This is a genomic window from Afipia sp. GW823-FHT06G09, from assembly GCF_058794875.1.
In genome coordinates this window covers 683,777-709,791 of sequence record NZ_JBXAHF010000003.1, presented here as the reverse complement: position 1 = coordinate 709,791, position 26,015 = coordinate 683,777, and the positions used below count along the sequence as shown (strand labels likewise).

Here is a 26,015-nt window from a genome sequence, read left to right as displayed (position 1 = left end):
ATCCGGTAACGAAATGAACGAGACGTCAGAACGCAATCCTCTTGCGCTATTTGCAAGTGATGCAGAAGAGCGCAAGAAGCTATCATCTTACCCCGAGCCGTTTCGCTCGCGTATGTCCAAACGCGTAAAACGGCCGCTGGGGGATCTTTTTGGTATCAAAAATTTCGGCGTGAACCTAACGGAGCTTCTGCCTGGCGGGGAATCGTCAATCATGCACTGCCACAGTAAGCAGGATGAGTTTGTATATATTGTGAGCGGAAGACCGACTTTGGTTACTGACCGAGGGGAAATAGCGTTGGCGCCGGGAATGTGTGCAGGGTTTCCTGCGGTGGGCCTTGCTCATCATTTGGTCAATCGGTCAGACGAAAGGGTGGTCTATCTGGAGATCGGGGATAGAACGCCGGGCGACAGTGCGAGTTATCCTCACGATGACTTGGTTGCAAACCTCGGAGCCTCGGGTTGGTTGTTTACGCATAAGGACGGAAACCCGTACTGATGCTTTCACGTGTTTTTCTGGACACCAATGACCTCTTGTCCACCGGCGCATCTCGTTTTTGCAAAAATAGCCACTCGGAGATCGCTACTTGCGTGGCTGTCTGGAGGAGCGCGAAGGAAGACTAATAACAGTTTCAACGTCGTCTTTCCTCGCAGGTTTACCCTGTTCATCGACCAGGGCAACGGTTAGCTTTTGTCCCGTTGCTTTCGAGCGGAGAGACAAAGGCCCCGAGCCTTTCCCGATCCAGTGATCGCTCCACTCCGTCAGCGCTGTAAAAGACAGACCCAGCGACTGTCCCATCTTCGTCAGCGGGTATTCGATCCGCGTCCGCTGTCCCTCCTCGCGATACTCCCGCTGTTCCATCAGGCCGCTCTCGACCAGCCGGGCGAGGCGATTGCTCAGTACGCTGCGAGGGATATCCAATTCGTTGCGGAAGTCGTCGAAGCGTCGCACCCCATACAGGGCCGATCGCAAGATCACGAGAATCCAGCGATCCCCGATCACTTCGAATGCTTTCCAGAGGTTGCAATCGTTGGGCGGTACTGGGGAGCGGCGAATGGGAGGGGTGTTGGTCATTACGGCATTATACACATTATCTGAGTTGCTAAAATGGATTTAGCTTGCTATAGACCTAAGTCCAATAAATGGACTTAAAGGAAGTGCGATGCCGCTTATCTCTGTCAAGGCGCCGGCGGGCGTTCTGAATGATCAGTCCAAAGCTGCTCTTTCCAGAAATCTCGTGGATGTTGCGGTGGAGTGCGAGCAGATCCCGGATGAGCCGAGCAAGCGTGCTTTGTGCGTGGTCATGATCGAGGAGGGAGGCGCCGGAAACTGGACCTTCGGTGGCAATGATCTGTCCGGCATCGTGGCGTTGGTTATTGCGACAGTTACTGTCGCTAAGGGGGTTCTGGACGAGCAAAGCCGGGCTCGTTTTGCCGAGCTTGGCCACAAGGCTGTTGCCGAGGCGTTACCCGGAGAGACGCGCCGGATCTCAAGTTCCTTTCTGTTCAATGAAATCGAAGACGGCATGTGGGGTGTTAACGGACGTCTCTGGAGCCTGCGAGAGCACGCAACGGCGTCCGGCTACAGGCATCTGCAACATCTTGTCGTCGCCAGCTGAAACCGGTGACGTTCTCGCACTACGACGTACGGGAAGCCACGCTGGCAACCACATCGCCTGCGAACGATCCATTTAGCGCATCACAAGGAGCCAATCGATGCTGACACGGCCTGTAGACAGGGACGACGCACTTGAGGATTTTGTTGCCCGTGAGATCACGCTTATCGGCATCACAAAAAGAGTACTTGTGTCAGGAAGTGGACCGGCCGTGATCGTGATGACCGAAATGCCCGGCATCAGTCCTCACGTGGCGCGATTTAGCCGCTGGGTACGCGATGCCGGATTCACGGTTTACATGCCTTCGCTATTTGGGCGCGATGGAGCTCTTGTCAGTGCAGAAGAGGGAGTTGCGGTGATGCAGCGGGCATGTGTCAGCGCCGAGTTCCGTGCGTTTGCTGCCAATGAATCCAGTCCCGTGACCGTATGGCTTCGTGCACTGGCGAAATTCGCGCATGAGGAATGCGGTGGTGCTGGTGTGGGGGCGATCGGCATGTGCTTCACCGGAAATTTTGCGCTTTCGATGATGCTTGAACCGGCCATGCTAGCGCCGGTCGTATCGCAGCCATCGTTACCGCTTAACGATCCGGCCGGCATGGCGATGGCACCCGAAGAGCTTGCTGCTGTGCGCGAGCGTCTTGATCGGGAAGATCTTACGGTGATGGCCTACCGTTTCGCGGGCGACAAGTTCTGTAAGGCTCAACGGTTTGCCGCGTTTTCGGAGGCACTTGGCGACCGCTTTGTCGCGCGGGTACTGCCGGACAGTGCGGCCAGTATGAACCTCCCGCCATTCTTCGCAACCCATGTGACGACCCCCCATAGCGTGGTGACGGCTCATTTGATCGACGAAGCAGGGCAGCCGACGATTGCTGCGCGCGATGAGATCCTGGCATTCTTTAAGCATCGGCTGAAATGACCGGGAGCGTGTGTCTGGAATTCCAAACAAGCCAATGACGTTTAATAGCGCATGAAAATCGTTCAGCTTGATCGCTCACGACAGTTCCGCCGTGCTACAAGCGCGTTAAGGAAGGAGCACGTGATGCGCCATCGATTGCCCCCATTAAATTCGCTTCGCCTGTTTGAGGCATCGGCTCGACTTTTAAGCTTCAAGAATGCAGCAGAGGAGCTTCTGCTGACGCCGAGCGCGGTCAGCCATGGTATCCAGTCGCTGGAAGATTGGCTTGGTACACCATTATTCCTTCGCACGACCAAGGGGATTGTACTCTCCGAAGCAGGCACCGCTTACATTCCGGTGGTGCGGCAAGCGTTGGAGCTACTCGCCAACGGCAGTGCGAATATTGCCAACCAGCAGGGATTAGGGCAGCTCGCAATAAGTATGGCCCCTACGTTTGCAGCAAAATGGTTGCTTCCGCGGCTTCACAGGTTTCGTGAGCGTCATCCAGACATTCGCATCGTCATCGACACCTCGCACGAACGCAGCGAGTTGTCCGATGTCGGGGTGGATCTTGCCATTCGCATGGGACGTGGAAATTGGCACGGCTTCATTGCAGATAAGCTCTTAAATGAGGCCATGGTGCCTGTATGCGCCCCGGCTATTCTCGAGCGCGTGCGAGAGCTAAAGGATATCGAGCAATCGCCGCTGATTCATGTCACTACGGTGAGCGAGGATTGGGCCGCGTGGGCCCTCGGGTGCGGGCGCCCTGCACCGGACCTGGCGAAAGGATTGCACTTCGACACGATCCAAATGGCATTCGAAGCAGCCAGCCAGGGTCTCGGTGTTGCCATCGGGCGAAAGCCGCTGGTCAACTCCGAACTCGAGGCCGGTAGCTTGGTCGAGGTGTGGGAGACGGTAAACAGCAATACCTCGTATTGGCTGATAGGTGCGGAAAGCCGCGCAGATGATCCGCGCATCATTGCGTTTCGTTCCTGGATCCTCGACGAGGTTAAGGTCGATCTGGCTTGAGGTCTCTTCGGACGTGACCCCGATTCATGCGCGAAGTACTATTACTCATTTGCCGTGGTTGGCTACCTATTTCATTCTCGACCAGATTTTGACTTGCAGGTGGCGTGTCCTTTTCTTGCGGGCCTGATCGGATGCCGAGAAAGGGAGCAATATGGCTGGTCAATATGCGGAAAGACGTGTGGCTTTCCGCGCTCTGCATCAGAGCGGATGTTTCGTTATTCCAAACCCATGGGACGTTGGCAGCGCGCGCCGTCTTGAAAAGCTCGGCTTTAAGGCGCTGGCGTCCACAGGCGCGGGCTATGCTTGGTCGCTGGGACGTCAAGATCAGCAGCTAACCTTGGACGAAGCGTTGGCTCATTTGCGGACGCTATGCAGTGCCACATCTCTCCCAGTGAATGCGGATTTCGAAACCGGCTATGCCGACAATGCGGATGGTGTCTTTACAAACGTGTTGAAGGCGATCGATACGGGCGTCGCTGGTTTGTCCATCGAAGATCGCAAGGATAATGATCTTCTGGATTTTAGCGAAGCGGTGAAGCGTGTGCGTGCTGCACGCAACGCCATCGACCAGTCTGGCGAGAATGTTCTCTTGGTTGGACGATCAGAAGGGCACTTTATCGGGAAGCCGGATCTTGCGGCGACGATTGCCCGTCTGGTTGCCTATTCCGAAGCTGGCGCAGACTGTCTTTATGCTCCGGGCATCACCGATCTGTCGGAGATTGCGAGCATCGTGGCCGCGGTCCAGCCCAAACCTGTGAATGTGATGATCACTGGTCCTAGCCCTACCGTATCGGAGCTGGCTGCGATTGGGGTCCGCCGAGTCAGTATAGGTGCATCGCTCGCGGCTGCTGCATGGAAAGGTTTCGATGTTGCAGCAAAAATGCTTTTCCAAGAGGGTCGGCTTCCGCCGCGGGGTTAGTGAGGACGGTACTCCCCGGCGTCGATGCCCGGGATACCTCTGATAGACAGAATTGGATGAACAAAATGATTGCAGTTATCTTCGAGTCGTGGCCCGCACCGGGAAAGATGCAGACCTATCTCGATATGGGAGCAAGATTGGGTCCTCAGCTCGAAAAAATCGATGGATTCATTTCAATCGAGAGGTTTCAGAGCGTTACAGATCCAACCAAGCTTCTCGCTCTGTCCATCTGGCGTGATGAGGCTGCGGTCGATGCTTTCCGCAACTGGGATGTTCATCGCAACGTCCAATCGAATAGCCGCAAGGATGTGTTTCTCAATTATCGGCTGCGCGTCGCAGCGGTGATACGCGACTACGGCATGAACGAACGTGAGCAAGCGCCGGCAGACAGCCGCGCGGCTCACGCTTGATTTGGAAGAATCTCGTACGACTTGAGCATAGCATCGATGCCTTTGGCGATTGCGGGGATCACCAGATCAGCTCCGTCGTCATTGAATTGTCCGGGTGAAATGATTCCATCTTGTTTACGATAATCGGGGGAAATGTGTGGTGTGGTCTGATCGAAGATTGCTGGATCTCCTGAGAATTGAAATCCCGATAGTTCTGGCACCGATGGTCGCGGTGCAGGACGCAGAGATGGCAGCGGCTGTTTGTTTGGCAGGAGGTCTGGGATCGTTAGCTTGCGCAGCCCTTTCCGTAGAGCAGGTGCGTGAACAGGTTGCAAAAATTCGGTCTCGCGTTTCAGCTCCAATCAATCTCAATTTTTTCTGTCATGAAGCTGTCGATGCTGATCCACTCAGGGAGGCCGGCTGGAAGCGCCGGTTAGCGCCATACTATGCTGAACTTGGCTTAGACCCTGAGGCTCCTGTTCATTTTGCCAATCGTGCTCCGTTTGATAGCAAGATGTGCGATCTCATCGAGGAACTGCGACCTGAAGTCGTCAGCTTTCATTTCGGCCTTCCAACTGAACCTTTACTCAGGCGAGTGAAGTCGGCTGGGTGCGTTGTAATGGCGTCCGCCACGATCGTCAGAGAAGCGATTTGGCTGGAAAAGAATGGGGCGGATGTCATCATTGCCCAAGGGGCTGAAGCTGGAGGGCATCGCGGAATGTTCCTTACAGATGACATTTTCACTCAGCCAGGAACCTTTTCTTTGGTGCCGCAAGTGGCCGATGCGGTTGGCTTGCCTGTGATTGCTGCCGGAGGGATTGCGGATGGGCGTGGAATAGCGGCAGCGTTCGCTTTAGGGGCTTCTGGAGTTCAAGTTGGCAGTGCGTACCTGAGATGCCGCGAATCCAAGGCAATATCTGCTGCAAAAATAGCATTTGCCGATGCTACGGATGAATCGACCGTCATAACAAATGTCATGACCGGACGCCCCGCGCGCGGCGTATTCAATAGGATTATGAGAGAAGTCGGTCCCATGTCTGGGTTAGCGCCGGCTTTCCCACACTCAGCCAATGCTCTTGCTCCCTTGAAAACTGGAGCGGAGAAGCTTGGAAAGGTTGACTACACAAATCTTTGGGCGGGACAATCGATAAAGTTGGGACGAGAGTTGCCCGCCGGAGATCTAACGAGGGCCCTAGCGGATGAAGCGATACTTAGAATGAACCAGCTTGGGGCTTGTTCCTAATAACATCTTTAAGTTTAATTGGCGTGCCGATGCAAGTCGCTTTCAATAGTGAGAAGCGACTTGCATCGCAACGCTCGCGGTATTAATTGCCCGAGCGATTATCCCTAAAATGCGTTGAACCGATAAAGATTCCGCAATCTGAATATTCTCCCAAGTATTTGTCCGCCCGTGGTGCGAGGTGTTCTTGCCACGATCTCGCTTGCATCGCTGTTCGCCCTCGGTTCGCCACGTGCTGTCCACGACCTGGCGTGCATTACTGAGCAAATCTGGTAGCTGAAGAAGGTATAGAACTCTCTATAGCCGCGCCGTTTTGCGTCGACATGTTCGGGATGAGTCCGCCACCTCTCCAGTGCTTCTTCGGAGTCGAATTCGACAATGGTTATTCGTTCGCCATCCTCAGCGACAAATCCTTTGTGAGAAATGTAGCCTGCGATAGTTGGAGCGAGTTCGCTCATGCGCTTTGATAAAGGCGCATATTCATCTTGGATATTCGGCTTAAGCCGAGAACGAAGAACGGAAAGAATCATGAGTATTGTTCCTTGATTGTGCTCTACGCTTTTCAGCGCGTCATTAAGGTCGTGTCATACTGTTCGCGTCGCGCCGGGTTTTCAAATGCTTTTCATCTATGATCATTATGCAAAAAATTAAATCGCTGACTGCAATTCCTCGATCATGAGATTGAGGGCAGTATTGAATCGCCCCGGAATTGGGTGGCGCATCAAAGATATTGTGGCGCAAAGATCAAAGTCACTCACGTCGAGCACTTCTAGCGCCTCTCTATAGGGGCTGTTCTCGAATTGCCGCTGGGGCGCGAGAGCGAGCCCGCCGCTTTGAGCAAGCAAGGACAGTTGGAGATCTTCTCCAAAGACTTCTGCGGCAATCTGTATAGGTAACTCTAACCGATCAAATGTACTGAGAAGAGCGGCGCGACAGCCGCAACCTACTGGGTTTAGAAACCAGGGCTGATGGGAAAGATCACTAAGGCGATAAGATCTTTCGTCCGAAAGATTGTGTTGGTGCGCCTTGGCAACAACGAGTATTCGCTCGGTTCCGATTGGAGTCTGTAGCAAATGGAGCGAACCAGCTTGATCAGGCATTAGGAGCCCGATTGCACAGTCGAGCGCTCCTGTTTGTACATCTTCTATCAACTCCTTAGACCAATCCGAGGTGACTTCTAGTTTTATCCTGTTGAATGTTCGTCTAAGCATATTGAATGGAGAGCTCAACAATGTCTCTTCAAGTCCAAACGCGATTCCGGCTTTTAGAACGCCGGAAATATTCTCTCTTAAGCTTCCGCAAGTTTCTAGTTCAGCCACTGCAGCCAATACTCGGCGGCAATGCTCGAGAACATGAGCACCAAATGCGGTCAGTACTGCAGGTTTGACCGTTCGATCGAAAAGAGGGGTAGAACCCATAGCGGATTCAAAATTCTGAATTCGTCGCGTGGTCGCCGGCTGAGTCAAGTTCAGGCGAATGGCCGCTCGGTTTACGGATCCTGTTTCGGCCACTGCCACAAACGCTTCAATTTCGAGGAGATTTCTGGGGCCCATGTTCCGATCCTTGCCAGGACACCTATGGCAGCGATTGTTCCATGCTGAGTGCCGGTTGAGGGTCTGGTGTGCGGCCAGCCAATCGAGCTGGGACGCCGACTGCGGTACATCCAGATGGAATCGATGTTAGGACCAATGAGCCAGCGCCAATCTTGGCGAAGTCTCCAATCTCTACATTCCCGAGCACTGTCGCTCCTGCTGATAACAGTACGCCGCGACCTATTCGCGGAGCGCCGACTGAGCCGTCCAGCAAGCTGCCAAGCGTAACCTCCTGAAGCATCGATACGTCTTGTTCGATAACGACGTCTCTTCCCACTGTGACGCCCGTACCATGGTCGATAAATAGAGCGTCTCCAATGGTTGCAGACGGATGGATGCTGACATGCAAGGCGTGAGTGATGGAGTGGTGAAGTCTTTTGGCAAGTTCAAATTGTCTTCTTTGCCAGAGGCGATTGGAGATCCGATACGCCTCCAACGCGATATAACCCTTGAAGTGGAGAAGAACATGCAGTGGCCCAGAGCAAGCCGGATCGCGTTGCCGTGGTGCATTAAGATCGCGGATTGCTATGTCTATCAAAGAGGGATCATCGCAGTAGATGCGTTCCGCAGTTTGACGGATTAGTGCCTGGTCATTCCGGCTTCCTCTGGTTGCTTTGGCGATGAGATGCGACAGCGATTGTTCAAAATTGATGTGATTGAGTACTGCTTCATGCAACCAAGCAGCCAGTATTGGCTCGGCTTTCGCGGCCGCAACTGCTTGACGCTGAATCGTATCCCATATCGAGACGTCTGCAGTGGGTGGCCCTGAGCTCATACATAGCCTCCGCGGATTAAACAGGTGCCTGTCGTTGAATCATTTTCAGAAATCGGAATGTGGTCTTGGTCCCATTTGATCTTTAACGAGTGTCCTTGAGTAAGGATGTCCGGGACGTCTAACCCTGTATCTTCCGTGCCAGGTTCAATGAGGGCGCCCGTTGATGTGTTGTGTGGGCGTGAAATTGACATAGGAGTGTGAGTTCGGAGGCATGAGAAAATTTTCTCCGCGATTGAAAATAAATCACTCGCGTCAAATCTATCCACGTAGGCTCGACGTGTTTCTCTTTGATTTTGATCCCAGTGCGTCGCCTTGGCTATGTCGCTTATGGGCATGCCTCATTTGCAGATGATGCGTTTGCGTTAGGATGAAGCTTGGCGCATTGCTCTCTGCATCAGTCGCAGAAGGTGCGATGACCGTCTTATGCCACGGAGGTTTTATGCGCCCAAGTATGCTGGACACTCATCCCCTATCGCCGGTTCAGTCTGCCAGACACAGTAAATGGGGAAGTGCTTCACGATCTGGCGTGCGTTATGTCGAAACCGAATCTATTCACTTTCGGATTCGTGAGGGTGGACTAGGCGATCTGCCCGTTGTTTTTTTCGCGGACGGGCCGAACGCGCTCGAGCATCATGATCCGGTCTTCGATCGGCTTACGAAGTCGATGCGTGTTATTGTTGTTGATCCGCCAGGATTTGGCTTTTCGACGCCTAAGCCGAGCTTCGATTTTACACTTGAAGCGTTCACGGATGGTTATGTTGAATTGCTGTCATCGTTAGGCGGGCCGTTTGTGCTTTGCCCAACCTGTACCAACGTTTACCCCTCGGTGCTGATAGCCGCCAGGCGTCCCGAACTGGTAAGCCACCTGATACTGATGCAGGCGCTCAGCTGGGAGCAGGAGAAGATATGGACGAGTAAGATCGTTGATCCTGCTGGCGATTTGGCTAGGCCGTTTCTTGGGCAGGAGGTTAGCTATAAGATGCGCGCGAGTGCGCCGAAGACATGGTATCCTCATGCGCTTGGTTCGTCCGATCTCGCGGAGTCATTTCTAAATCAATCCTGCGAGTGTTTCGCTCATGGTGCGAATTTTTGCCTGGCTTCATTGATCCAGGCCTGGTTCGGGCGTGGTGTTGCCGATCCTGTTTTTCCTTCTTTCAGCCAGCCTGCTCTTGCGGTTTGGGGTGTAGGTGATTCTTCTCATCGGCGTAGCGATAAGCGCTCTCTGCTGGCCATTGCGCCGCACGCTCAATACGTTGAGCGTGAAGGCGTTGGTCACTTTCCAGAGATTGAGGATCCAGAATGGTTTGAAGAGCTGTTGACGCGGTTTCTCCGCGAGACAGCGTAATATACCTGCTAGCTTATTGCCTCTTACCTTGTACGCCTGTTCTTGTTGTCGCACGTCGGCGTATCGGCGTTATGTCGCGAATGTCGGTTAAAGTATGAGTATGTCGAAACATGTTGGGCTGACGTGGGCCGGCAATACGGGGTTTTGAAACCGTCTATTGGGGGACGTAAGCGGGCTCCAGAGTTTATTCAGCGTTTTCGCGGTTTGATTATCGCCCCGTTCACTCGCTTTTGCACAACGAGGTGAAGAATCTCCCGTAGATCGGATGCGGCAGGAGATAACTCAGCTGCATACAGCATCCGTAGCTCGATCGCTGGTAGGGATGGAAGGGCGAACTCTGTGCCCACATCTCGAATGCCCGAGGGCACGCAATGGGACGTTCTCGGCGATATACCGTATCCCGATTGCAAGGCAGCCCAGACACCAGGCAGGCTTGGGGTTGTGAGTGATAAGCGCCAGCGAAGCCTATTTCGTTCCAGGACTTGAAGTGCCGCCTGACGAAAGAGGCATGGATGATCGAAAACAACAAGTGGGATCCGGCCGCTTGCTTCTGATCCGTTCACTCCCTTTCCGCCGAACCACATCATTGGCAACGAGGCGATCAAAGTGCCGCGGTTGGAGGAATTAGGTTTAAAGAAAGCGAGAGCGACATCGAGGCGCCCAGAGTTTATATCTTCCTCGAGTGAATAATTACGGCCAGCACGGACTTCAACGTGGACTGCCGGGCGCTTTCGCGAAAATTGCTTAAGTGCATCGGGCATCACGTCTTCGAAGAAATCCTGAGGGAGTCCCATGCGAACAGACGCAGCAGCTGTCGTCGCGCCAACGGACGCGGCAGCTTCGTCATTTAGAGCGATAATGCGTCTGGCATACATGAGAAGGGAGTCGCCAGCTTCAGTCGGGACAAGGCCACGGCCGTTGCGACGAAACAGCGATTGTCCCGCTTGTTCCTCAAGCTTCTTCAGCTGCATGCTAATGGCGGATTGTGAACGGCCAAGTTGCGACGCAGCCCGGGCAAAACTTCCGAGCTCGAGTCCCAAGACCATCGTGCGCAAAGCGTCCATATCGAAATTAGGTTTCATACTTTCGAATTCCAGAATTGAGATTTCATAACTATATGATATTCGAAACTATCCTCCATTGCTAATGTCCAGTTTGAGCGACGGATTTCGCGGAATGCGATTTGGCGCGCTCCACCTATGCAATGGAGACTGAGATCTTGAGCCAGCTTTTGGTCGATCAGCTAAACAAACTTACGACGCCCTATCTGGCCGATGGTTGTCAGAGAACGGGTGTTCCGATTCGCTTCGCACCGGCGGGGTTGCGTCCACTTACCAATAATATGCGGTGCGCCGGACGCGCGCGGCCGATTCGGCATGTGGGGAGCATCGACATTTTCTTCGAAGCTCTTGAGGGCTCCTCGGTCGGCGATGTCTTCGTTATCGATAACGGCGCGCGTATGGATGAGGCGTGTATTGGCGATATCGTTGTGCTTGAGGCTAAGGCGGCCGGAATCTCAGGCATTGTCGTCTGGGGGTTGCATCGCGACAGTGCAGAACTCAGCGATATCGGTTTTCCAGTATTCAGTATGGGATCGTTACCAACCGGGCCACAGCGTTTGCATGTGCGACCGCCGGACATCCTCAGCCAGGCAATCATTGGCACGCACGTCATTACATTCAAAGATTTCGTCGTGGGCGATGCCAATGGCGTTCTCTTCCTGCCGGAAGATCGTCTTGAAGACATCGTTGCCGCGGCGATTACCTATCGGGAGACCGAGGCGCGCCAACTTAAAGGCATGAAGGAAGGCCGTGGCTATCGTTCCCAGACGCAGTTCAGCGCGTACCTCGCGCGGAGGCAGCGCGAGCCAAGTTACGGTTTTCGTCAGCATCTAAAGGATATCGAGGCTGCGGGCGAAGTCTGAAGACTGCGACAATTCAAACAAGCACGAAGAAGTGCATGCGTGGTCAGTCGTAAGCAGGTGGTCTGCGCGACGCGCCAGGCAGTTGTTGCTTGTAATTCTCCATCACATCAATCGAGACAAAAGTGACTAAAGCTATCGTTATTGACAAGACAGGCGGACCGGATGCGCTGCAGTGGAAAGACGTTCAGGTCGGTGAACCAGGTGAAGGGCAGGTTCGTATCCGGCATACGGCAATTGGCCTGAATTACATTGACGTCTATATGCGCTCTGGCTTGTATCCCATCCCGATGCCGGGCGGCCTTGGGCTTGAAGCTGCAGGCGTGATCGAGGCTGTCGGTTCAGGCGTAAGTCATGTCAAGATAGGCGATCGCGTTGCGTATGCCGGTGGTCCTCCCGGTGCTTACGCGGAAACGCGCGTGATGCCGGCAATTCCTCTGGTGAAGCTTCCAGACAACGTTTCCGATCAGCAGGCTGCGGCGCTGCTGCTGAAGGGCATGACCGTTCAATTCCTGATTCGCCGTACCTACAAGGTGAAGGCAGGTGAAACCGTTCTGCTGCATGCGGCAGCGGGTGGTGTTGGCCTCATTGCCTGCCAGTGGCTCAAAGCACTGGGCGTAACAGTCATCGGCACCGTGAGTAACGAAGAGAAGGCGGCCCTCGCCAAAGCGAACGGCTGCACTCATACGGTTCTTTATACCAGGGAGAATTTTGCGGAGCGCGTTCGTGAACTTACGAATGGAGCCGGTGTGCCGGTCGTCTATGACTCGGTTGGCAAAGTGACGTGGGAAGATTCTTTGTCGTGTTTGCAGCCTCTGGGTCTAATGGTGAGCTTCGGCAATACATCCGGGCCTGTTGCGCCAGTCAACATCGGCCAGCTCGCAGCCAAGGGCTCACTGTTTGTGACGCGGCCGGCCCTCGCAACTTACACCGCCAAGCCCGACGATCTTCAAGCCACCGCCGCTGATCTGTTTGACGTTATGGCCAGTGGCAAGGTTAAGGCGAAAATCGCACAGACTTTTCCGCTGAAGGATGCTGCGGATGCTCATCGTGCCCTCGAAGGCAGCAAGACGGTCGGTTCGACTGTTCTAATTCCTTGAGTTCGAAACAGCGATCACGGAGTGGAAGCCGTCGCTAAATGATATTTGGGATGAGATGCGTGCCCGGCGATTTAAGCTGGCATAAGACAAGCCGCTCTCGCACCAGATGAAGCCGAGCACGGTGAAGAGTCACAAGCGACTCTCACCCGGACAGGAATCCGGCAGGCAGCAAGACCAAACCGGCGTCGTCAACCGCCGCTATGCGTTACCTGCACTCGTCGATCGGATACTGCTGGCCGCCGCCGGAACCGCCGTAAACTCCGATGAAGACTTTGGTGCCCTTTTTGCAGCGGCTGATGCATGCGGAGACTTCGCGCGTGCATTTCGCAGCATAGGTGGCGGCCTGGGCGCCCTGGCCGTTGGCCCAGACTTTGCAAGATTCTCCCTGCTGGGTGCAGGACACGGCGAACGCCGACGAGGATGCCAGGAAAATGGATGCCCCCAGAGCCGCAGCGGTGAAAAGCTTTTTCATAGTGCCCCTCTGTTTGATGAGACGTACCAGAACAGACCGTGCGAGCAGATGTCTGTCGTCGCTATGTGACTTCACTTTGCCCGTATGCGTCAAATGGATAAATCAATCGATATCAAACTTCACGCCTTGCGCGAGCGGTAGGTCGTGGCCGAAATTGATGGTGCTGGTGACCCGGCGCATATAGGCCTTCCATGAATCCGATCCGGCCTCGCGCCCGCCGCCGGTTTCCTTTTCACCGCCGAATGCGCCGCCGATCTCCGCGCCGGACGGGCCGATGTTGACATTGGCGATCCCGCAGTCGGAGCCTCTGGCCGAGAGAAATTCTTCCACCTCGTGCATGTCGGTCGAGAAGATCGACGATGACAGCCCTTGCGGCACGCTGTTGTGCATCTCCATCGCTTCGCCGAATTCCGAATACTTCATGACATAGAGAATCGGTGCGAACGTCTCGCGCAGCACCGGCCCGGTCTGCGCCGGCATTTCGACGAGGGCGGGCGTGACGTAATACGCGGCAGGGTTTTGTTTGTCCTCGACGCGCGCGCCGCCAAAAACCTCACCGCCAGACGTCCGCGCCTCCGCCAACGCTTCCTGCATTTTCCGGAAGGCCATCTCGTCGATCAGCGGGCCGACGAGGACGTCATTCACCGCGAGAGGATTGCCGATCCGGACCGATCCATAGACCTGCTTCAGTCGTCCGACGAATGCATCGTAAACGCTGTGATGAACCAGCAGCCTGCGAAGCGACGTACAGCGCTGGCCGGCGGTGCCGATGGCCGCGAAGGCGATGGCGCGAACAGCGAGGTCGAGGTTCGCCGACGGGCACACGATCGAGGCGTTGTTGCCGCCAAGTTCCAGAATGCTCCGGGCAAAACGCGCGGCAAGACGTGGACCGACCATGCGCCCCATGGCGGTGGACCCGGTCGCCGAAACCAGCGGGATGCGCGGATCATCCACCAGCGACTCACCGATATCCCGCGCGCCGATCAGCAGCGTTGAGAGGTCCGCCGGGATGCCATCGATCTTCGCCGCCGCGCGCTCGAACAGCGCCTGAACGGCGAGTGCCGTCAACGGTGTTTTTTCCGATGGCTTCCAGATCACAGGGTTGCCGCAGACAAGGGCGAGGGCGGCGTTCCACGACCACACCGCGACGGGAAAATTGAAAGACGTGATGACGCCGACAGGGCCAAGCGGATGCCATTGCTCCATCATCCGGTGGTTGGGCCGTTCGCTCGCGATGGTGAGGCCGTAGAGCTGGCGCGAGAGACCGACTGCGAAATCGCAGATGTCGATCATCTCCTGAACCTCGCCTTGTCCCTCCGACTGGATTTTTCCGGCCTCGATGGTGACTAGGCGTCCGAGCTCAGCCTTGGCGCCGCGCAGTTCGTTGCCAAGAACGCGAACGAGTTCGCCGCGCTGCGGTGCGGGAACGGTTCTCCAAGCAAGGAATGCAGCTTGCGCCCGTGCGATCGCTTCGGTGGCGCTGCCAGTGTTTGCATCCTGCACGCTGGCGATCGTCTCGCCGGTGAGCGGCGAGCGCGCCGTGCGTGAGCCCTGAGTGTACAGATTGCGCGGAACGCCGAGCTTCTGAAGAAGCGAATCGACATCGGTTGCGAGAGTCATGCCGTGCTCCGGGAATCTTAGCTTTCGGGAGGCGGAACGAAGCAGAGGATGCCCGCCTCGGGCGTGTAGCACAACACGGCGCCGCCGGTCGGGTTGTGACGCTCAGCGAGAATTCTCTCGGCCGGGACCCGGAGCCAGAAGGCTGACGAGATGTGCCACTTGTGGTCAACCTTGACCTCATAGCCCTGGGCATCCCGCCGCACCTCGGCGGCGCGGCAATCGGCGATCGAGCAGCATTCCGCGCCTGTGCCCGGCTGTCTCAAACCCTTGAACCAGGGCGCCAGTGCCGGGTCCGCATTGTCGGGCGGAGCTGCATGGACCGGCGCAAGGGACAGAGCGATCGCCATTGCTTGCGTCACGAATGTTCGCATGCGGACCTCCGTCGGGACATCTGCGACCGCTGCTCAGGTGGCTTCCGTGAGGAGCATCCCGCTTCCGTTCCGGATCATCAACACAATAAGCCGTCATCCCGCGCCGCAGCGGACGGCCCGCAACCATTCCTTTTCAATACTGGCTGGTGAGGAGTGGTCTCGATGCATGCGGCTGACCGTTCTTCCCGACGTCAAGACATTCAAGGAGCAGGGGGCGACTGCTCCGTTGTTCGATCTCACGACGTATCAGTGCTGCGCCGTTCCCAAGGGAACGCCGCAAGAGGTCATTGAGCGCCTGTCCCAGATTCTCGTTCAGGGCGGAAAGAGCGAGAAGGCTCTCGAGATGTTCAAGATGTTTGGCATCGATGAAGGCGCGATGGACCTTGCGGCCACCCGTGCGCTGTATGCACGGGAATCGCCGGTCTGGATCGATCTGGCTTCGAAGATCAGCTGATTGATCGGCGCTTGGTCCCGTCCCGACCGGGATTGAGCGGTGTTGTCCGCCGATCGGAAGAACGGCATTTGCGCTTCTGCGCAAGCGCGGAGCGCGATAACGGTGAAATTACCGCGCTCCGATCCCGGCTTACGCCATGCTCAGTTCATGCCGGCCGACCACCATCCAGTGCACTTCATCGGGGCCGTCGGCGAAGCGCAGATGCCGAACGTCGGCGTACATGTCGGCGAGCGGCGTCCATTCCGAAATGCCGGTCGCGCCGTGGATCTGGATCGCCTGATCGATGATCTTGCAGGTGCGCTCCGGCACCATGGCCTTGACCATGCTGACCCAGACGCGGGCTTCCTTGTTCCCGAGCACATCCATCGCCTTGGCGGCCTTCAGCACCATCAGCCGCATCGCCTCGATCTCGCAGCGCGCCTGCGCGATGATCTGCATGTTGCCGCCGAGATGCGCGATCTGCTTGCCGAAGGCTTCCCGCGTCAGGCCGCGCGACACCATCAGGTCGAGCGCCTTTTCAGCCTTGCCGATCGTGCGCATGCAGTGATGGATGCGGCCCGGTCCGAGACGGACCTGAGAAATTTCGAAGCCGCGGCCTTCGCCGAGCAGGATATTCTCTTTCGGCACGCGGACGTTGTTGAACCGCATATGCATGTGGCCGCGCGGTGCGTGGTCGGCGCCGAACACATGCATCGGCCCGATGATTTCAACGCCGGGTGTGTCGACCGGCACCAGAATCTGGGATTGCTGCTTGCCCCGCGGTGCATCGGGATTGGTCTGCACCATGGCGATCATGATTTTACAACGCGGATCGCCCAGGCCGGAGATGTAATACTTTTCGCCATTGATGACCCATTCGTCGCCGACGAGCTTCGCCGTGGTCGCGATGTTCTTGGCGTCGGAAGACGCAACGTTCGGTTCGGTCATTGCGTAGGCCGAGCGGATTTCGCCGTTCAGCAGCGGCTTCAGCCACTTCTCCTTCTGCTCTTTCGTGCCGACGCGCTCCAGCACCTCCATGTTGCCGGTGTCCGGCGCAGAGCAGTTCATGGTTTCAGATGCCAGCGGATTCTTCGCGAGCTCCACCGCGATGTAGGCGTAATCGAGGTTCTTCAGGCCTTCGCCGGTTTCGCTGTCGGGAAGAAAGAAGTTCCAGAGGCCTTCTTGCTTGGCTTTCGCTTTCGCTTTCTCCAGCACCTCGATCTGTCCGGGTGTGAAGCTCCAGCGGTCCTTCTTGCCCTCGCCGTGCCGCGTGTATTCGACCAGCATCGGGTCGACGGTTTCCCGGATGAATTTCTTGACGTGTTCAAACAGCGGGCGGACCTGATCCGACATGCGCAGATCGTTCAGTTCATCGCCCGGGTTGAGGCTGTAGTTGGTGGTTCGCGGGACGTACGCGTGAGCCTGTTTCATACAAAGTTTCTCCCATAGGTGTTTCCTTGCTGAAACTCATAAAGCACGGGCGCACTCTTTGGTAGGGATGAGCTGAGTTGCGTCAGCGAAGATGCGGACCCTTATTCGATTTGACGGCTGAAAACCCCGCGCGACATCAGCTTTGCTGCTCCGGTGTACGTTACGCGTTTAAAACGCGCCGCGGGCGCGCATCGCCCAGCGAACATTTCTGCACAGCGGGTTGAGTTTTCTCGCGGTTGATGTGCCGGGACGCCTTCCGTACTGGAAGAAAATCTTCCGCAGGGGCATCCCGACGATGAACTGATAATGCACTGGCATGGCGACACCTTTGATCTTCCCGCAGGATCGGAACGGCTCGCGTCCACGCAGGTGTGCAGCAATCAGGCGTTCGCCATTGGCGCGAACGTGCTTCCCTTTCAGTTTCATCCGAGGCGGATGGCGGCAGTTTTGACGCTGGCTGATCGGCCATGCATCCGAACTGTCTCATGCCGGGTTGCTTCCTCAGGCGCTGCGCAGCGAAACGAAGCGCCTCGCGCCGGCGGCCAGCCGGCACGGACAGCGCTGTTTGCAGGCGTGGCTGGATGGCCTGGACGCATGACTTAAGCCGGCGTCGAAAGCTTCATCATCACGAGACCGGAAACAATCAGGACTGCGGCCGCAAGGCGCGTCACTGTCGCCGCCTCGCCGAGAACAGTAATTCCGACCAGGAACGCGCCGACGGCGCCGATCCCCGTCCAGATCGTATAGGCGGTGCCGAGCGGAAGCGTTCTCATGGCGATCGACAGGAGTGCGAAGCTGCCGATCATCATTACAACGGTGATCGCGCTCGGAACGGGCTTCGTGAATCCTTCCGACTGCTTCATCGCATAGGCCCAGACGATTTCAAGAATGCCGGCCGCTGCGAGATAGATCCATGCCATCTCCAACTCTCCATAGGGCCGGGCCGTCCCGGTCATTGCGCCCGAAAATGGGGAGGTCGTTCGTCTGGGACTTGAATGCGGTGCCTGCACCTAGTGCCCAGGATGCAGGGCGTCGTTGAGGTACATGCAGGTGAGCATGGTGAAGACGTAGGCCTGGATGACGGACATCAGCAGTTCCAGTGCGGTCAACGCAAGCACCATCAGAAACGGCATGGCCGCACCGAGAATGCCCAGTGTCCCGAGACCGCCGAGACCGACGACGAAACCCGCGAACACCTTCAGCGTGATATGCCCCGCGAGCATCACCGCGAACAGCCGCACCGAATGGCTCACAGGCCGCGACAGATATGAAATCACCTCGATCGGAACGATGAACACCGCGATGTACGGTGGAATGCCCGAGGGCAGGAACAGCCGCAGGAAACCGAACCCGTTGCGGGCAATGCCGTAAATGGTGACGGTCAGGAATACCATCATCGCCATCATGAAAGTCACGGCGAGATGGCTGGTGACCGTGAAGGCACAGGGGAACATGCCGAGCAGGTTCGCCACCAGGATGAAGCTGAACAGCGAAAACACCAGCGGAAAGAATCGCATGCCTTCTTCGCCCGTGTTTTCGCGCACGGTTCTGGCGACAAACTCGAATAGAAACTCCGAAGCCGACTGCCAGCGGCCCGGCACGAGGCTGCGTCGCCGCGCCGAAAGCAGCATGAAGAGGCTGATGATGCCGACCGCAACAAACATGTACACGGTCGAATTGGTGATATTGATCTGCTGCCCGGCGATCTCGCCGAGTTTCAGGATCGGCTTGATTTCGAACTGTTCAATCGGTCCGGCCATGATGCCGTCGCATGCAAAAGAATCGCGTCCGCTGGCACGGAGCGATCTGAACGGAGCATGATGAGGGGAAGGCTTCCCAACCGGAACGGCCATCCCGACATCTCTCCGGGAGATGTGGGGCCGTCCCCGACGAAGCTTCAGCAATACGGGTCGTCCCGCACGCAGCACCAGACTTAAACATCCATGACGGGATTTTCAAGTCACCGGCCGGTGTGTGTATACTCGATCGGTGGCGCATCGCGCGTCATTTCGACGGGAGCCTTTCGATGTTTCGATTGCGCCTGATTGTCGCACTGATCGGCATCATTCTGTCGGTCGATATCGCCACTGCGCAGGTCAAGGCGCCGCCGAGCGAGTGTCTTGCGATGGCGCAATCCATCCCCCGCGTCATGTTCGCGAGCCTGTCGGCCGTTGCGGCGGAGAAGGGCGAGGTAACGATCACCTATGCCGGACACTCGACCTATATCATCGAGACGCCCGGCAATGTCATCATCGCCACCGATTTCAGCGGCGCCTATACCGCGGGTAAATCGCCCAATGTCGTCACCATGAACCGGGCGCATTCGACCCACTACACGCTCAATCCCGATCCGCGCATCGCCCATGTGCTGCGCGGCTGGAACGACGGCGAAGGCCCGGCGCGTCATGCGCTGACCGTCGGCGATACCCTGATCCGCAACGTGCCGACAGATATTCGCGGCGGCTGGCGTTCCGGTCCCGACACCGTGATGCAGAAGGACGGCAATTCGATTTTCATCTTCGAGGTGGCGGGCCTCTGCATCGGCCATCTCGGCCATCTGCATCATCCGCTCGACGAGACGCATTATGCCGCGATCGGCCGTCTCGACATTGTCATGGTGCCGATCGACGGAACGTACACGCTGTCGCTCGACGGCATGTCGGAGATCACGCGGCGGCTGCGTTCGTCGATCGTGCTGCCGATGCACCGCTTCGCAACGCCGCTGAGCGATTTCATCGCGCGGATGAACGGGCAGTTCGAGATGGACATCCGCCCGGAGCGGTCGCTGTCGGTCTCGCGCGACACGCTGCCGAAGAAGCCGACGGTGATCATTCTGGATGGCGTTTAGGCGGCCGCATTCAAAATGCCGCGGCGAGATCCTTGGCGCCCTGAAGATTGACCTGGTTGTCCATCCGCGCATCCGTCGCCGCCAGCAGTTTTGCGACGGTGTTGTTGCGGATCGCCACTGGGTTGCGCTCATAGCCGTTGCGCTGGAAGAAGTTCGACGTCGGGACGACAGCGCGCATCGCCTGCGGCATCGACACCATGTCGAACCCGTTGCCATCGCCGGTCAGGTTCATCATTTCGAGCTCGGCGGCGGTGAGCGGCGCGGTGTAGCCCTTGCGCCTGGCGAAGTTGACTGAATCCATCAGCTTCAGCGTCTGCAACAGCGGCCCGACATCGATGTCGAGGTTGAGCGCATGTACGGCCATGCCGCGCGGCGTGACGCCGAGTTTTTCGTGGGCGCTCCATTCATTGGGCACGGTTTTGCAGAAGGCGATCATCTGCTGGACGATGGCGGTCTTGCGCTCCAGCGCGGCCTTCTGCGGTCCTGTTGCCTGACGGATCTTTTCGCCAAGCGATTTGAGGATCAGGCCGCCATGCTCTGCGAGCAGGTCGATGGTGTTGGTGGTGAGCAACTGGTTGTAACCGAGTGCCGTGGAGATCGCGCGGGCGCCCGGGCGAGGGCTCTCCAGTCCGGCCTGCACGTCGTACTTGCCGTTGCCGCCGGACTCGAAGCTGTAGATCCGCACCGCCTGATCCTTGGTCAGGCCGAAGCTCGACGCCACCTGCGCGTAGGCGCGTTTGTATTCGATCTCGGAGGCGGGTTTGCGCGGTGTGAACTGGAAGTGCTCCTGCGCATTGCTCAGAAAATCCGCCACCACGGGGATCGGCTTGCGTTCCGACGGCGGCTTGGCCGGCGCCGAGGGATCGATTGGCTTTGGCGGCCCGCTATAGACCGGCGGCTGGGTGAGCACATAGTCCTCGGCGACGATGGTCTCGCCGCTGCGCCGCTTGGCGTTCCGCGCCCGCCGCTTGTCGCTGATCGATGTCCAGTAGGCCGCGGCCTGTTCATCGAACGGCTGGCGCGCGGCGTTGTATTCGGCAAGCTTGCGGCGATACTCCGCCATCGCCTGCGGCGTCTGTGCGACGGAACCGGACGACAGCGTCGCCGCGAGCAGGGCGACGGAAATCCATGACATCGTCCGCCGGAGAGGTCTCACATAAACACCGCAACGTTCTGCCGGCTGACCAGCACCGGCTGTCGATCCGCATTCCACAGGGTCGTGGATTGACTGGAATATCCGCCGACCACGTTTTCGGCCTTGGTCTGGAGCAACCACCAGCCGTCTCTGGTCTCCGGCCTGTCGGTCAGCAGATCGATGGTCCAGGTCATGGTGCTCATCGGTCCTGGCCGCTCGAACAGCACCAGCGCCGCGGGCGGCGGCGCGTCGGTGAGCGCGACCAGAGCCGCGATCGACGCCGGTTTCGCTTCATCCTGATGCCGCAGCCAGATCGAAAAGTTCGGCTGCTGGCTCTGGCTGAACGGAGGGTTGCCTCCGGCGAAACGTCCCTCGAAGTGCTGGATGAAGTTCAATCCGGGAATCTTGCGGAAGAACGGCGGACACGTATCCGGTTCCGGCACCACAGGCGCTGCCAGGCTGCTGTATGCGGCGGCCGATGGACGGGCCGTGGCGTAGCAAAGCGTGGCCCGGGTCGCGAGGCCGGCTTCGCCGAAAAGGTCGACGCCGACGAAGATCGTCGACTTGCCCTTGCGCAGAACGGTCGGCTTGATCGTGACCGTGCCGGTTGCCGGGCCGACGAACCCGAATTGTGCAGAGCGCAGCGGCGGCAGTTCGCCGAACTGGCGCGCCACGCTTTCGAGGCAGAAGGCCGCGGACAGGCCGCCATAGATGGTGCGGCCCTGAAGCCAGTCCTCTGTCGCCGTGACTGAACAGGTCTCGCCGTTGACCGTTATGGTGTCCATCAATGCGGTGAAATCGATCATGGTGATGCACCTGCTCCTGAAATCCGTTTCCGCAGATATACCTGTGCGATGCACAATAACCACAATCATGGCAGCCATGATTGTGGATGATCGCCGATCGCGCGGCCCCGTGGAACTTGGCGCGGACTCACCGCAGACTCAATCAGTCAGTAAAGCTGACCGAATCAAGTTATCAACAGGCGTTTGAGCGACTCTTTCGAATCATTCTCGCTTCGCGATACGAGTTGGTTTCAACTATGACGCTTGCGTGACTGTGGCGTTCGCGTGCGGGGCGACGATCATGAACAAAATTGTTTCGCCGAAGGGTTTTATTTCGAACGAGTTGTCCAAGCTGTTCGGCGATGTACCCAAGCCGGATCGCGCTGAGTGGGAAAAGACACTCAAGGCGCTCAAGCCGTGGCTTAGCCCGGAAAAATTCGCAGAAACCGAAATCATTCACTGGCGCATGTTCGACCGCGCCAACCGATGGCATGAAGGCAAGCCATCGTCGTCCGACGACTGATATCTTCAGGATCATGCCGATCTGAAAGCGTTGCCGCGCCTACACGCCGCTGCTGGCGGGCGTTTCGATCGGCACGTCTGTTGTCTTTGTGCGATCCGGCGTTTCGTCCTTCCACCGCACCGACCCCAGCGGCCGCTCCAGCATGCGATGAACCTTGATCGGCTCCGGCCCCAGGTGAAACGCGATGGCCTTGAGCTGGATCTCGCGCTCGGACTGGGTCGAGCGGTTGCGCTGACGCAGATAGTCCAGCCAGGTGGGACAGTGATAACGTTCGATCCACAGTTCGGGATCGGCTATGTCGCGCGCGATCGACCAGTCATAGGCGCCGTTGCGCTGGCGGATGGCCTGGAGCTGCAGCATCGTGGTGTAGAACGCGCGGGCCTTCTGCTGGCTGACGCGATACTCGATTTCGACCACGATCGGTCCGCTCCGCTGCGAGATCGAAAGATTCACCTCCGGCTCTTCCAGCGCATCGACGGCGTCGTTGTTGGCGCCTTCGGTCGACGGCATGCGCAGCCAGATCGCGAGCACCGGCGAAACGAACATCACCGCGCCTGCAATCAGCAGCCCTTTGTCCACGCCGACGCCGTTGGCGACATAGCCCCACAGCCAGCTTCCGATCGCAACGCCGCCGGCGATTGCCGCCTGATACGCCGCCAGCGCGCGGCCCGCGACCCAGCGCGGCGTTGAGAGCTGCACTCCGATGTTGAACAGTGTGACAGCGATCATCCATGACGCGCCGGCCACCACAAGTGCGGCTCCGGTCAGTGCGGGCCAGCGGCTGAGCGCAAGGACGCCGATCGCAAGGCCCATGGTTAGCGCGCACAGGCGAACCGCGTATTCACCGCTCAGATGCGCGCGCACACTCGAGATGTTGAGCGCGCCGAGCACGCCGCCCATGCCGAAACAGCCAAGCATGATGCCGTAGGTCTGGGCGCCGCCATGCAGGATGTCGCGCGCGACCAGCGGCAGCAGCGCCAGCACCGAACCGCCCGCAATGCCCGTCACCAGTGTGCGGTAGAGCACGATGCGGATTGGCGGCGAGTGGATGATATAGCGCACGCCCGAAACCACGGCGCGGCGCAGCCGCTCCGGCGGCAGCCGAGATGGCTCCAGCGTGCGCTGCCAGAGATAGAGCACGACGATCAGCGGGATATAAAGCAGCACGTTGCAGATGAACGCGGCCACTGCGCCCGCCGCTGCGACGATGATGCCGCCCAGCGCCGGACCGAAACTACGGGCGATGTTGTAGCTGATGCCGTTCAGCGCGACCGCCGAGGGCAGCGTCTCTGCGGGCACCTGTTCGCTGACGGAGGCCTGCCACGCCGGGCCGAACAGCGCCATGCCGCTGCCGATCATGAAGCAGAACAGCAGCAGGCTGTTGGGCGTGATCGCATTGAGATAGGCGAGGACGGCCAGGGTCACGCCGCCGAGGAACCCAACCGACAGCGCGACAAGGCCGACGATGCGGCGGTCGTACATGTCGGCGATGGCGCCCGCCGCCAGTGACAGCAGCATGATCGGCAGCATCAGAGCGGTCTGGACCAGCGCCACCATGCTGGCCGACGAGGTCATCTGGGTCATGGCCCAGGCGGCGCCGACGCCGTTGATCATCAGGCCAAGGTTGGTGAGCAGGCTCGCCAGCCAGATCCGCCGGAACACCGCATGCTTCAACGGCGCTGCGATACCGTCGGCCGACAGCAGCGATCGTTTGGCGGGCTTGTCGGTCGTCGTATTCAAGACAGGAATCCCCGAAACAGCTGGATCATTAATGGACCGGCAGGCGCGCGATATGAAGCTGGAATGTGGTCCAATAAGGGGGCTTGAACAGGCATTTGCTACCAGCGCCACTGCCCGTCGGCGGTCCAGCGCGAGCGGTGGCCGGCGAGGCGCATCCAGCGGGTGACGATCTGATCGAACCCGGTCACATAGTCGCAGGCCTTGTCGCGCTTCCATTTCGCGTCGTCTCTGACGTCCGCGAAGGTCTTCTCGCTCGCGTAGGAATAGAGCTGGAGCGGCTTGGACGAGTCGCTGATTTCGGCGCGGTTGGCGATCAGTTCCCGGTCCAGGGTGTTGAACACCACACATGGCGTGCTGGCGTAGGTCATCCGCTGCTCGTCCACGATGACCTTGGCGTTGTCTGGAGGCGGCTCGATTTTATAGGACATCAGGATCGCGGCGGCTGCGAGCAGTGCGACAAGGACGATGCCGCTTAGAACCAGCCAGATCAGCCGGGGACGCCTGACAGCCTCTGTTCGGTCCGGTTGCGGCATGAATTCGATACCAGTGTCCCGTGATCCTTTGATTCTGACATTCGTAAAAGTGCCCGCGCTAAGTGTGATACGAATGTCAGACCGGATCACTCGCATCGCCGGCGGGATGTTCCCGGACGCCGCGGCGGATCAAATCCGCGGCAGCGTCCGGATAGAACGATTATTCAGGCTTGATCTTCGCGAACTCGGCGACCTTGCCCCACTTTTCGGTCTCCGCGATGACGAACGCCTGCATTTCCTCGGGCGTGTTGCCGATCGGCTCGCCGCCGAGCTTGCGGATACGCTCGATCCCTTCAGGCGACTTGATGTGCTTGATGATGCTGGCATTGAGCTTCATCACGATATCCTTCGACACCTTGGCCGGGGCCGCCACCGTGAACCATGATGCGGCGTCGTAGCCCTTCACGGTTTCACCGATGGTTGGGATGTTCGGCAGCAGCGGCCATTTCTCCGCGGTGCTTACTGCCAGCGCGCGCACATTGTTGTTCTCGGCGAAGGGCAGCACCGCCGGGAGGTTGTCGATCATGACATGGACGCGGCCTGCGACGAGATCCGTGAGCGCCGGTGCGCTGCCTTTATAGGGAACGTGCACGATATCGACGCCGGTCATCGACTTGAACAGTTCGGTGGACAGATGCGCGGTGCTGCCGAGACCCGGCGTGCCGTAGAACAATTGTCCCGGCTTCGATTTCGCCAGCGCAATGAATTCGGCAACCGACTTCGCGGGCACTTCAGGATTGACCGACATCAGATTCGGGACCCGCGCGATGATGGTCACCGGCTGGATGTCCTTGATCGGATCGTAAGGCATGTTCTTCTGAACATACTTGTTGATCGCGTGGGTGCCGGGTGTGCCGACGATGAAGGTGTATCCGTCGGGATCGGCCTTTGCGACGAAATCGGCGGCGATGTTGCCGCCTGCGCCCGGCTTGTTCTCGACAATGAACTGCTGGCCGTACTCTTCCGACAGCTTCTGCGCAACGAGACGTCCGAGAATGTCGGTGGTGCCGCCGGCGGCGAACGGGACGACGAACTTGACCGGGCGATCCGGCCACGCGGCGGCCTTCGAGGCGCCGCTCAGGAATGGGGTCGCTGCCAGTGCAGCGCCGCCTGCGAGAACGCTGCGGCGGGTGATCCGCGATGCTGAATGAGGCTGTGGTGACGTCGGTCGCTTGGTCATATCTTCAAAGTCTCCATCCCGCCCGCCTGTGCGGGCCTTGTTTGTGTCGCCGTATGCTTCGGCGCTATCAGCGTTCTAGAGCAAGCCGGGCCGCTTGACCATGTGAGCGGCCCGCGGCGGATATGG

30 protein-coding genes are annotated in these 26,015 nt (G+C 58.0%); 13 read left to right on the top strand and 17 right to left on the bottom strand.

Features of this window, described 5'->3' with window-relative positions; all coding sequences use genetic code 11:
- Positions 1-13 precede the first annotated feature (13 nt).
- Entirely contained in the window at positions 14-496 is a 483-nt protein-coding gene (locus AC1Q67_RS15920; RefSeq protein ID WP_492236293.1) for a cupin domain-containing protein, read from the top strand.
- Between the two features lie 84 nt (positions 497-580).
- On the opposite strand, the gene AC1Q67_RS15915 is transcribed toward AC1Q67_RS15920, so the two are convergent.
- Positions 581-1,072: a winged helix-turn-helix transcriptional regulator gene (locus AC1Q67_RS15915; RefSeq protein WP_492236292.1), complete on the bottom strand. Its 492-nt coding sequence runs from the start codon at positions 1,070-1,072 to the stop codon at positions 581-583.
- Between the two features lie 88 nt (positions 1,073-1,160).
- Here AC1Q67_RS15915 and AC1Q67_RS15910 point away from each other — a divergent pair, with 88 nt between their 5' ends.
- From AC1Q67_RS15910 to AC1Q67_RS15885, 6 genes are all read left to right on the top strand, one after another.
- Positions 1,161-1,616, top strand: a complete 456-nt coding sequence (locus AC1Q67_RS15910; RefSeq protein WP_492236291.1) for a tautomerase family protein — start codon at positions 1,161-1,163, stop codon at positions 1,614-1,616.
- 97 nt (positions 1,617-1,713) lie between these two features.
- Entirely contained in the window at positions 1,714-2,529 is an 816-nt protein-coding gene (locus tag AC1Q67_RS15905; protein ID WP_492236289.1) for a dienelactone hydrolase family protein, read from the top strand.
- Positions 2,530-2,580: 51 nt separating this feature from the next.
- Positions 2,581-3,537 carry a transcriptional regulator GcvA gene (gcvA, locus tag AC1Q67_RS15900; RefSeq protein ID WP_492236288.1) on the top strand — a complete coding sequence of 319 codons (957 nt, stop codon included), beginning with the start codon at positions 2,581-2,583 and terminating at the stop codon, positions 3,535-3,537.
- A 151-nt stretch (positions 3,538-3,688) separates the two neighbouring features.
- Complete coding sequence (locus AC1Q67_RS15895) at positions 3,689-4,456, top strand: isocitrate lyase/PEP mutase family protein (RefSeq protein WP_492236287.1); 768 nt, start codon at positions 3,689-3,691, stop codon at positions 4,454-4,456.
- 65 nt (positions 4,457-4,521) lie between these two features.
- Positions 4,522-4,866 carry an antibiotic biosynthesis monooxygenase family protein gene (locus tag AC1Q67_RS15890; protein WP_492236474.1) on the top strand — a complete coding sequence of 115 codons (345 nt, stop codon included), beginning with the start codon at positions 4,522-4,524 and terminating at the stop codon, positions 4,864-4,866.
- Between the two features lie 139 nt (positions 4,867-5,005).
- Positions 5,006-6,088: an NAD(P)H-dependent flavin oxidoreductase gene (locus AC1Q67_RS15885; RefSeq protein WP_492236473.1), complete on the top strand. Its 1,083-nt coding sequence runs from the start codon at positions 5,006-5,008 to the stop codon at positions 6,086-6,088.
- A 104-nt stretch (positions 6,089-6,192) separates the two neighbouring features.
- Here the strand turns inward: AC1Q67_RS15885 and AC1Q67_RS15880 are convergent, their stop codons facing one another.
- The 3 genes from AC1Q67_RS15880 to AC1Q67_RS15870 all read right to left on the bottom strand — a co-directional run bounded on the left by AC1Q67_RS15880 (position 6,193) and on the right by AC1Q67_RS15870 (position 8,452).
- The gene (locus AC1Q67_RS15880; protein ID WP_492236285.1) at positions 6,193-6,615 is read right to left on the bottom strand and encodes an antibiotic biosynthesis monooxygenase family protein; all 423 of its coding nucleotides are present in this window, start codon (positions 6,613-6,615) and stop codon (positions 6,193-6,195) included.
- A gap of 117 nt (positions 6,616-6,732) precedes the next feature.
- Positions 6,733-7,638, bottom strand: coding sequence for a LysR family transcriptional regulator (locus AC1Q67_RS15875; protein WP_492236284.1), 906 nt, complete (start codon positions 7,636-7,638; stop codon positions 6,733-6,735).
- Positions 7,639-7,660: 22 nt separating this feature from the next.
- Positions 7,661-8,452 (bottom strand): serine acetyltransferase domain-containing protein, encoded by a 792-nt coding sequence (locus tag AC1Q67_RS15870; RefSeq protein WP_492236282.1) that lies wholly within the window; start codon positions 8,450-8,452, stop codon positions 7,661-7,663.
- 526 nt (positions 8,453-8,978) lie between these two features.
- Here AC1Q67_RS15870 and AC1Q67_RS15865 point away from each other — a divergent pair.
- Positions 8,979-9,797: an alpha/beta fold hydrolase gene (locus AC1Q67_RS15865; protein ID WP_492236281.1), complete on the top strand. Its 819-nt coding sequence runs from the start codon at positions 8,979-8,981 to the stop codon at positions 9,795-9,797.
- A gap of 188 nt (positions 9,798-9,985) precedes the next feature.
- Here AC1Q67_RS15865 and AC1Q67_RS15860 read toward each other — a convergent pair whose 3' ends face one another.
- Positions 9,986-10,879: a LysR substrate-binding domain-containing protein gene (locus AC1Q67_RS15860; protein ID WP_492236280.1), complete on the bottom strand. Its 894-nt coding sequence runs from the start codon at positions 10,877-10,879 to the stop codon at positions 9,986-9,988.
- A 137-nt stretch (positions 10,880-11,016) separates the two neighbouring features.
- Here AC1Q67_RS15860 and AC1Q67_RS15855 point away from each other — a divergent pair, with 137 nt between their 5' ends.
- Complete coding sequence (locus AC1Q67_RS15855) at positions 11,017-11,721, top strand: RraA family protein (RefSeq protein ID WP_492236279.1); 705 nt, start codon at positions 11,017-11,019, stop codon at positions 11,719-11,721.
- Positions 11,722-11,843: 122 nt separating this feature from the next.
- Entirely contained in the window at positions 11,844-12,818 is a 975-nt protein-coding gene (locus AC1Q67_RS15850) for a quinone oxidoreductase family protein (protein WP_492236278.1), read from the top strand.
- Positions 12,819-13,023: 205 nt separating this feature from the next.
- Here the strand turns inward: AC1Q67_RS15850 and AC1Q67_RS15845 are convergent, their stop codons facing one another.
- From AC1Q67_RS15845 to AC1Q67_RS15835, 3 genes are all read right to left on the bottom strand, one after another.
- Positions 13,024-13,290: a hypothetical protein gene (locus AC1Q67_RS15845; protein WP_492236277.1), complete on the bottom strand. Its 267-nt coding sequence runs from the start codon at positions 13,288-13,290 to the stop codon at positions 13,024-13,026.
- A gap of 102 nt (positions 13,291-13,392) precedes the next feature.
- Positions 13,393-14,910: an L-piperidine-6-carboxylate dehydrogenase gene (gene amaB, locus AC1Q67_RS15840; RefSeq protein WP_492236276.1), complete on the bottom strand. Its 1,518-nt coding sequence runs from the start codon at positions 14,908-14,910 to the stop codon at positions 13,393-13,395.
- A 17-nt stretch (positions 14,911-14,927) separates the two neighbouring features.
- On the bottom strand, positions 14,928-15,281 hold the full coding sequence (locus tag AC1Q67_RS15835) for a hypothetical protein (protein WP_492236275.1): 354 nt from the start codon (positions 15,279-15,281) through the stop codon (positions 14,928-14,930).
- A gap of 166 nt (positions 15,282-15,447) precedes the next feature.
- Between AC1Q67_RS15835 and AC1Q67_RS15830 the strand changes: the two genes are divergently transcribed.
- Positions 15,448-15,735 carry a hypothetical protein gene (locus AC1Q67_RS15830; protein WP_492236274.1) on the top strand — a complete coding sequence of 96 codons (288 nt, stop codon included), beginning with the start codon at positions 15,448-15,450 and terminating at the stop codon, positions 15,733-15,735.
- 129 nt (positions 15,736-15,864) lie between these two features.
- Here AC1Q67_RS15830 and AC1Q67_RS15825 read toward each other — a convergent pair whose 3' ends face one another.
- From AC1Q67_RS15825 to AC1Q67_RS15810, 4 genes are all read right to left on the bottom strand, one after another.
- Positions 15,865-17,145 (bottom strand): acyl-CoA dehydrogenase family protein, encoded by a 1,281-nt coding sequence (locus tag AC1Q67_RS15825; RefSeq protein WP_492236273.1) that lies wholly within the window; start codon positions 17,143-17,145, stop codon positions 15,865-15,867.
- A 168-nt stretch (positions 17,146-17,313) separates the two neighbouring features.
- Positions 17,314-17,571 (bottom strand): hypothetical protein, encoded by a 258-nt coding sequence (locus AC1Q67_RS15820; RefSeq protein WP_492236272.1) that lies wholly within the window; start codon positions 17,569-17,571, stop codon positions 17,314-17,316.
- A 173-nt stretch (positions 17,572-17,744) separates the two neighbouring features.
- A complete protein-coding gene (locus AC1Q67_RS15815) occupies positions 17,745-18,065 on the bottom strand; it encodes a DMT family transporter (protein ID WP_492236271.1) in 321 nt (106 codons plus the stop codon).
- Between the two features lie 90 nt (positions 18,066-18,155).
- A complete protein-coding gene (locus AC1Q67_RS15810) occupies positions 18,156-18,905 on the bottom strand; it encodes a F0F1 ATP synthase subunit A (protein WP_492236270.1) in 750 nt (249 codons plus the stop codon).
- A gap of 266 nt (positions 18,906-19,171) precedes the next feature.
- Here AC1Q67_RS15810 and AC1Q67_RS15805 point away from each other — a divergent pair, with 266 nt between their 5' ends.
- Positions 19,172-19,993 (top strand): MBL fold metallo-hydrolase, encoded by an 822-nt coding sequence (locus AC1Q67_RS15805; protein WP_492236269.1) that lies wholly within the window; start codon positions 19,172-19,174, stop codon positions 19,991-19,993.
- A 10-nt stretch (positions 19,994-20,003) separates the two neighbouring features.
- Here the strand turns inward: AC1Q67_RS15805 and AC1Q67_RS15800 are convergent, their stop codons facing one another.
- Together AC1Q67_RS15800 and AC1Q67_RS15795 are read right to left on the bottom strand one after the other, a co-directional pair.
- The gene (locus tag AC1Q67_RS15800; RefSeq protein WP_492236268.1) at positions 20,004-21,128 is read right to left on the bottom strand and encodes a hypothetical protein; all 1,125 of its coding nucleotides are present in this window, start codon (positions 21,126-21,128) and stop codon (positions 20,004-20,006) included.
- Positions 21,129-21,145: 17 nt separating this feature from the next.
- Positions 21,146-21,934: a thioesterase family protein gene (locus tag AC1Q67_RS15795; protein ID WP_492236267.1), complete on the bottom strand. Its 789-nt coding sequence runs from the start codon at positions 21,932-21,934 to the stop codon at positions 21,146-21,148.
- 280 nt (positions 21,935-22,214) lie between these two features.
- On the opposite strand from AC1Q67_RS15795, the gene AC1Q67_RS15790 reads away from it, so the two are divergent.
- A complete protein-coding gene (locus AC1Q67_RS15790; protein WP_029659495.1) occupies positions 22,215-22,436 on the top strand; it encodes a hypothetical protein in 222 nt (73 codons plus the stop codon).
- A 39-nt stretch (positions 22,437-22,475) separates the two neighbouring features.
- On the opposite strand, the gene AC1Q67_RS15785 is transcribed toward AC1Q67_RS15790, so the two are convergent.
- The 3 genes from AC1Q67_RS15785 to AC1Q67_RS15775 all read right to left on the bottom strand — a co-directional run bounded on the left by AC1Q67_RS15785 (position 22,476) and on the right by AC1Q67_RS15775 (position 25,889).
- Positions 22,476-24,176: an MFS transporter gene (locus AC1Q67_RS15785; protein ID WP_492236266.1), complete on the bottom strand. Its 1,701-nt coding sequence runs from the start codon at positions 24,174-24,176 to the stop codon at positions 22,476-22,478.
- A 98-nt stretch (positions 24,177-24,274) separates the two neighbouring features.
- The gene (locus tag AC1Q67_RS15780) at positions 24,275-24,709 is read right to left on the bottom strand and encodes a hypothetical protein (RefSeq protein WP_492236265.1); all 435 of its coding nucleotides are present in this window, start codon (positions 24,707-24,709) and stop codon (positions 24,275-24,277) included.
- Positions 24,710-24,869: 160 nt separating this feature from the next.
- Positions 24,870-25,889 carry a Bug family tripartite tricarboxylate transporter substrate binding protein gene (locus tag AC1Q67_RS15775; protein WP_024577311.1) on the bottom strand — a complete coding sequence of 340 codons (1,020 nt, stop codon included), beginning with the start codon at positions 25,887-25,889 and terminating at the stop codon, positions 24,870-24,872.
- Positions 25,890-26,015 lie beyond the last annotated feature (126 nt).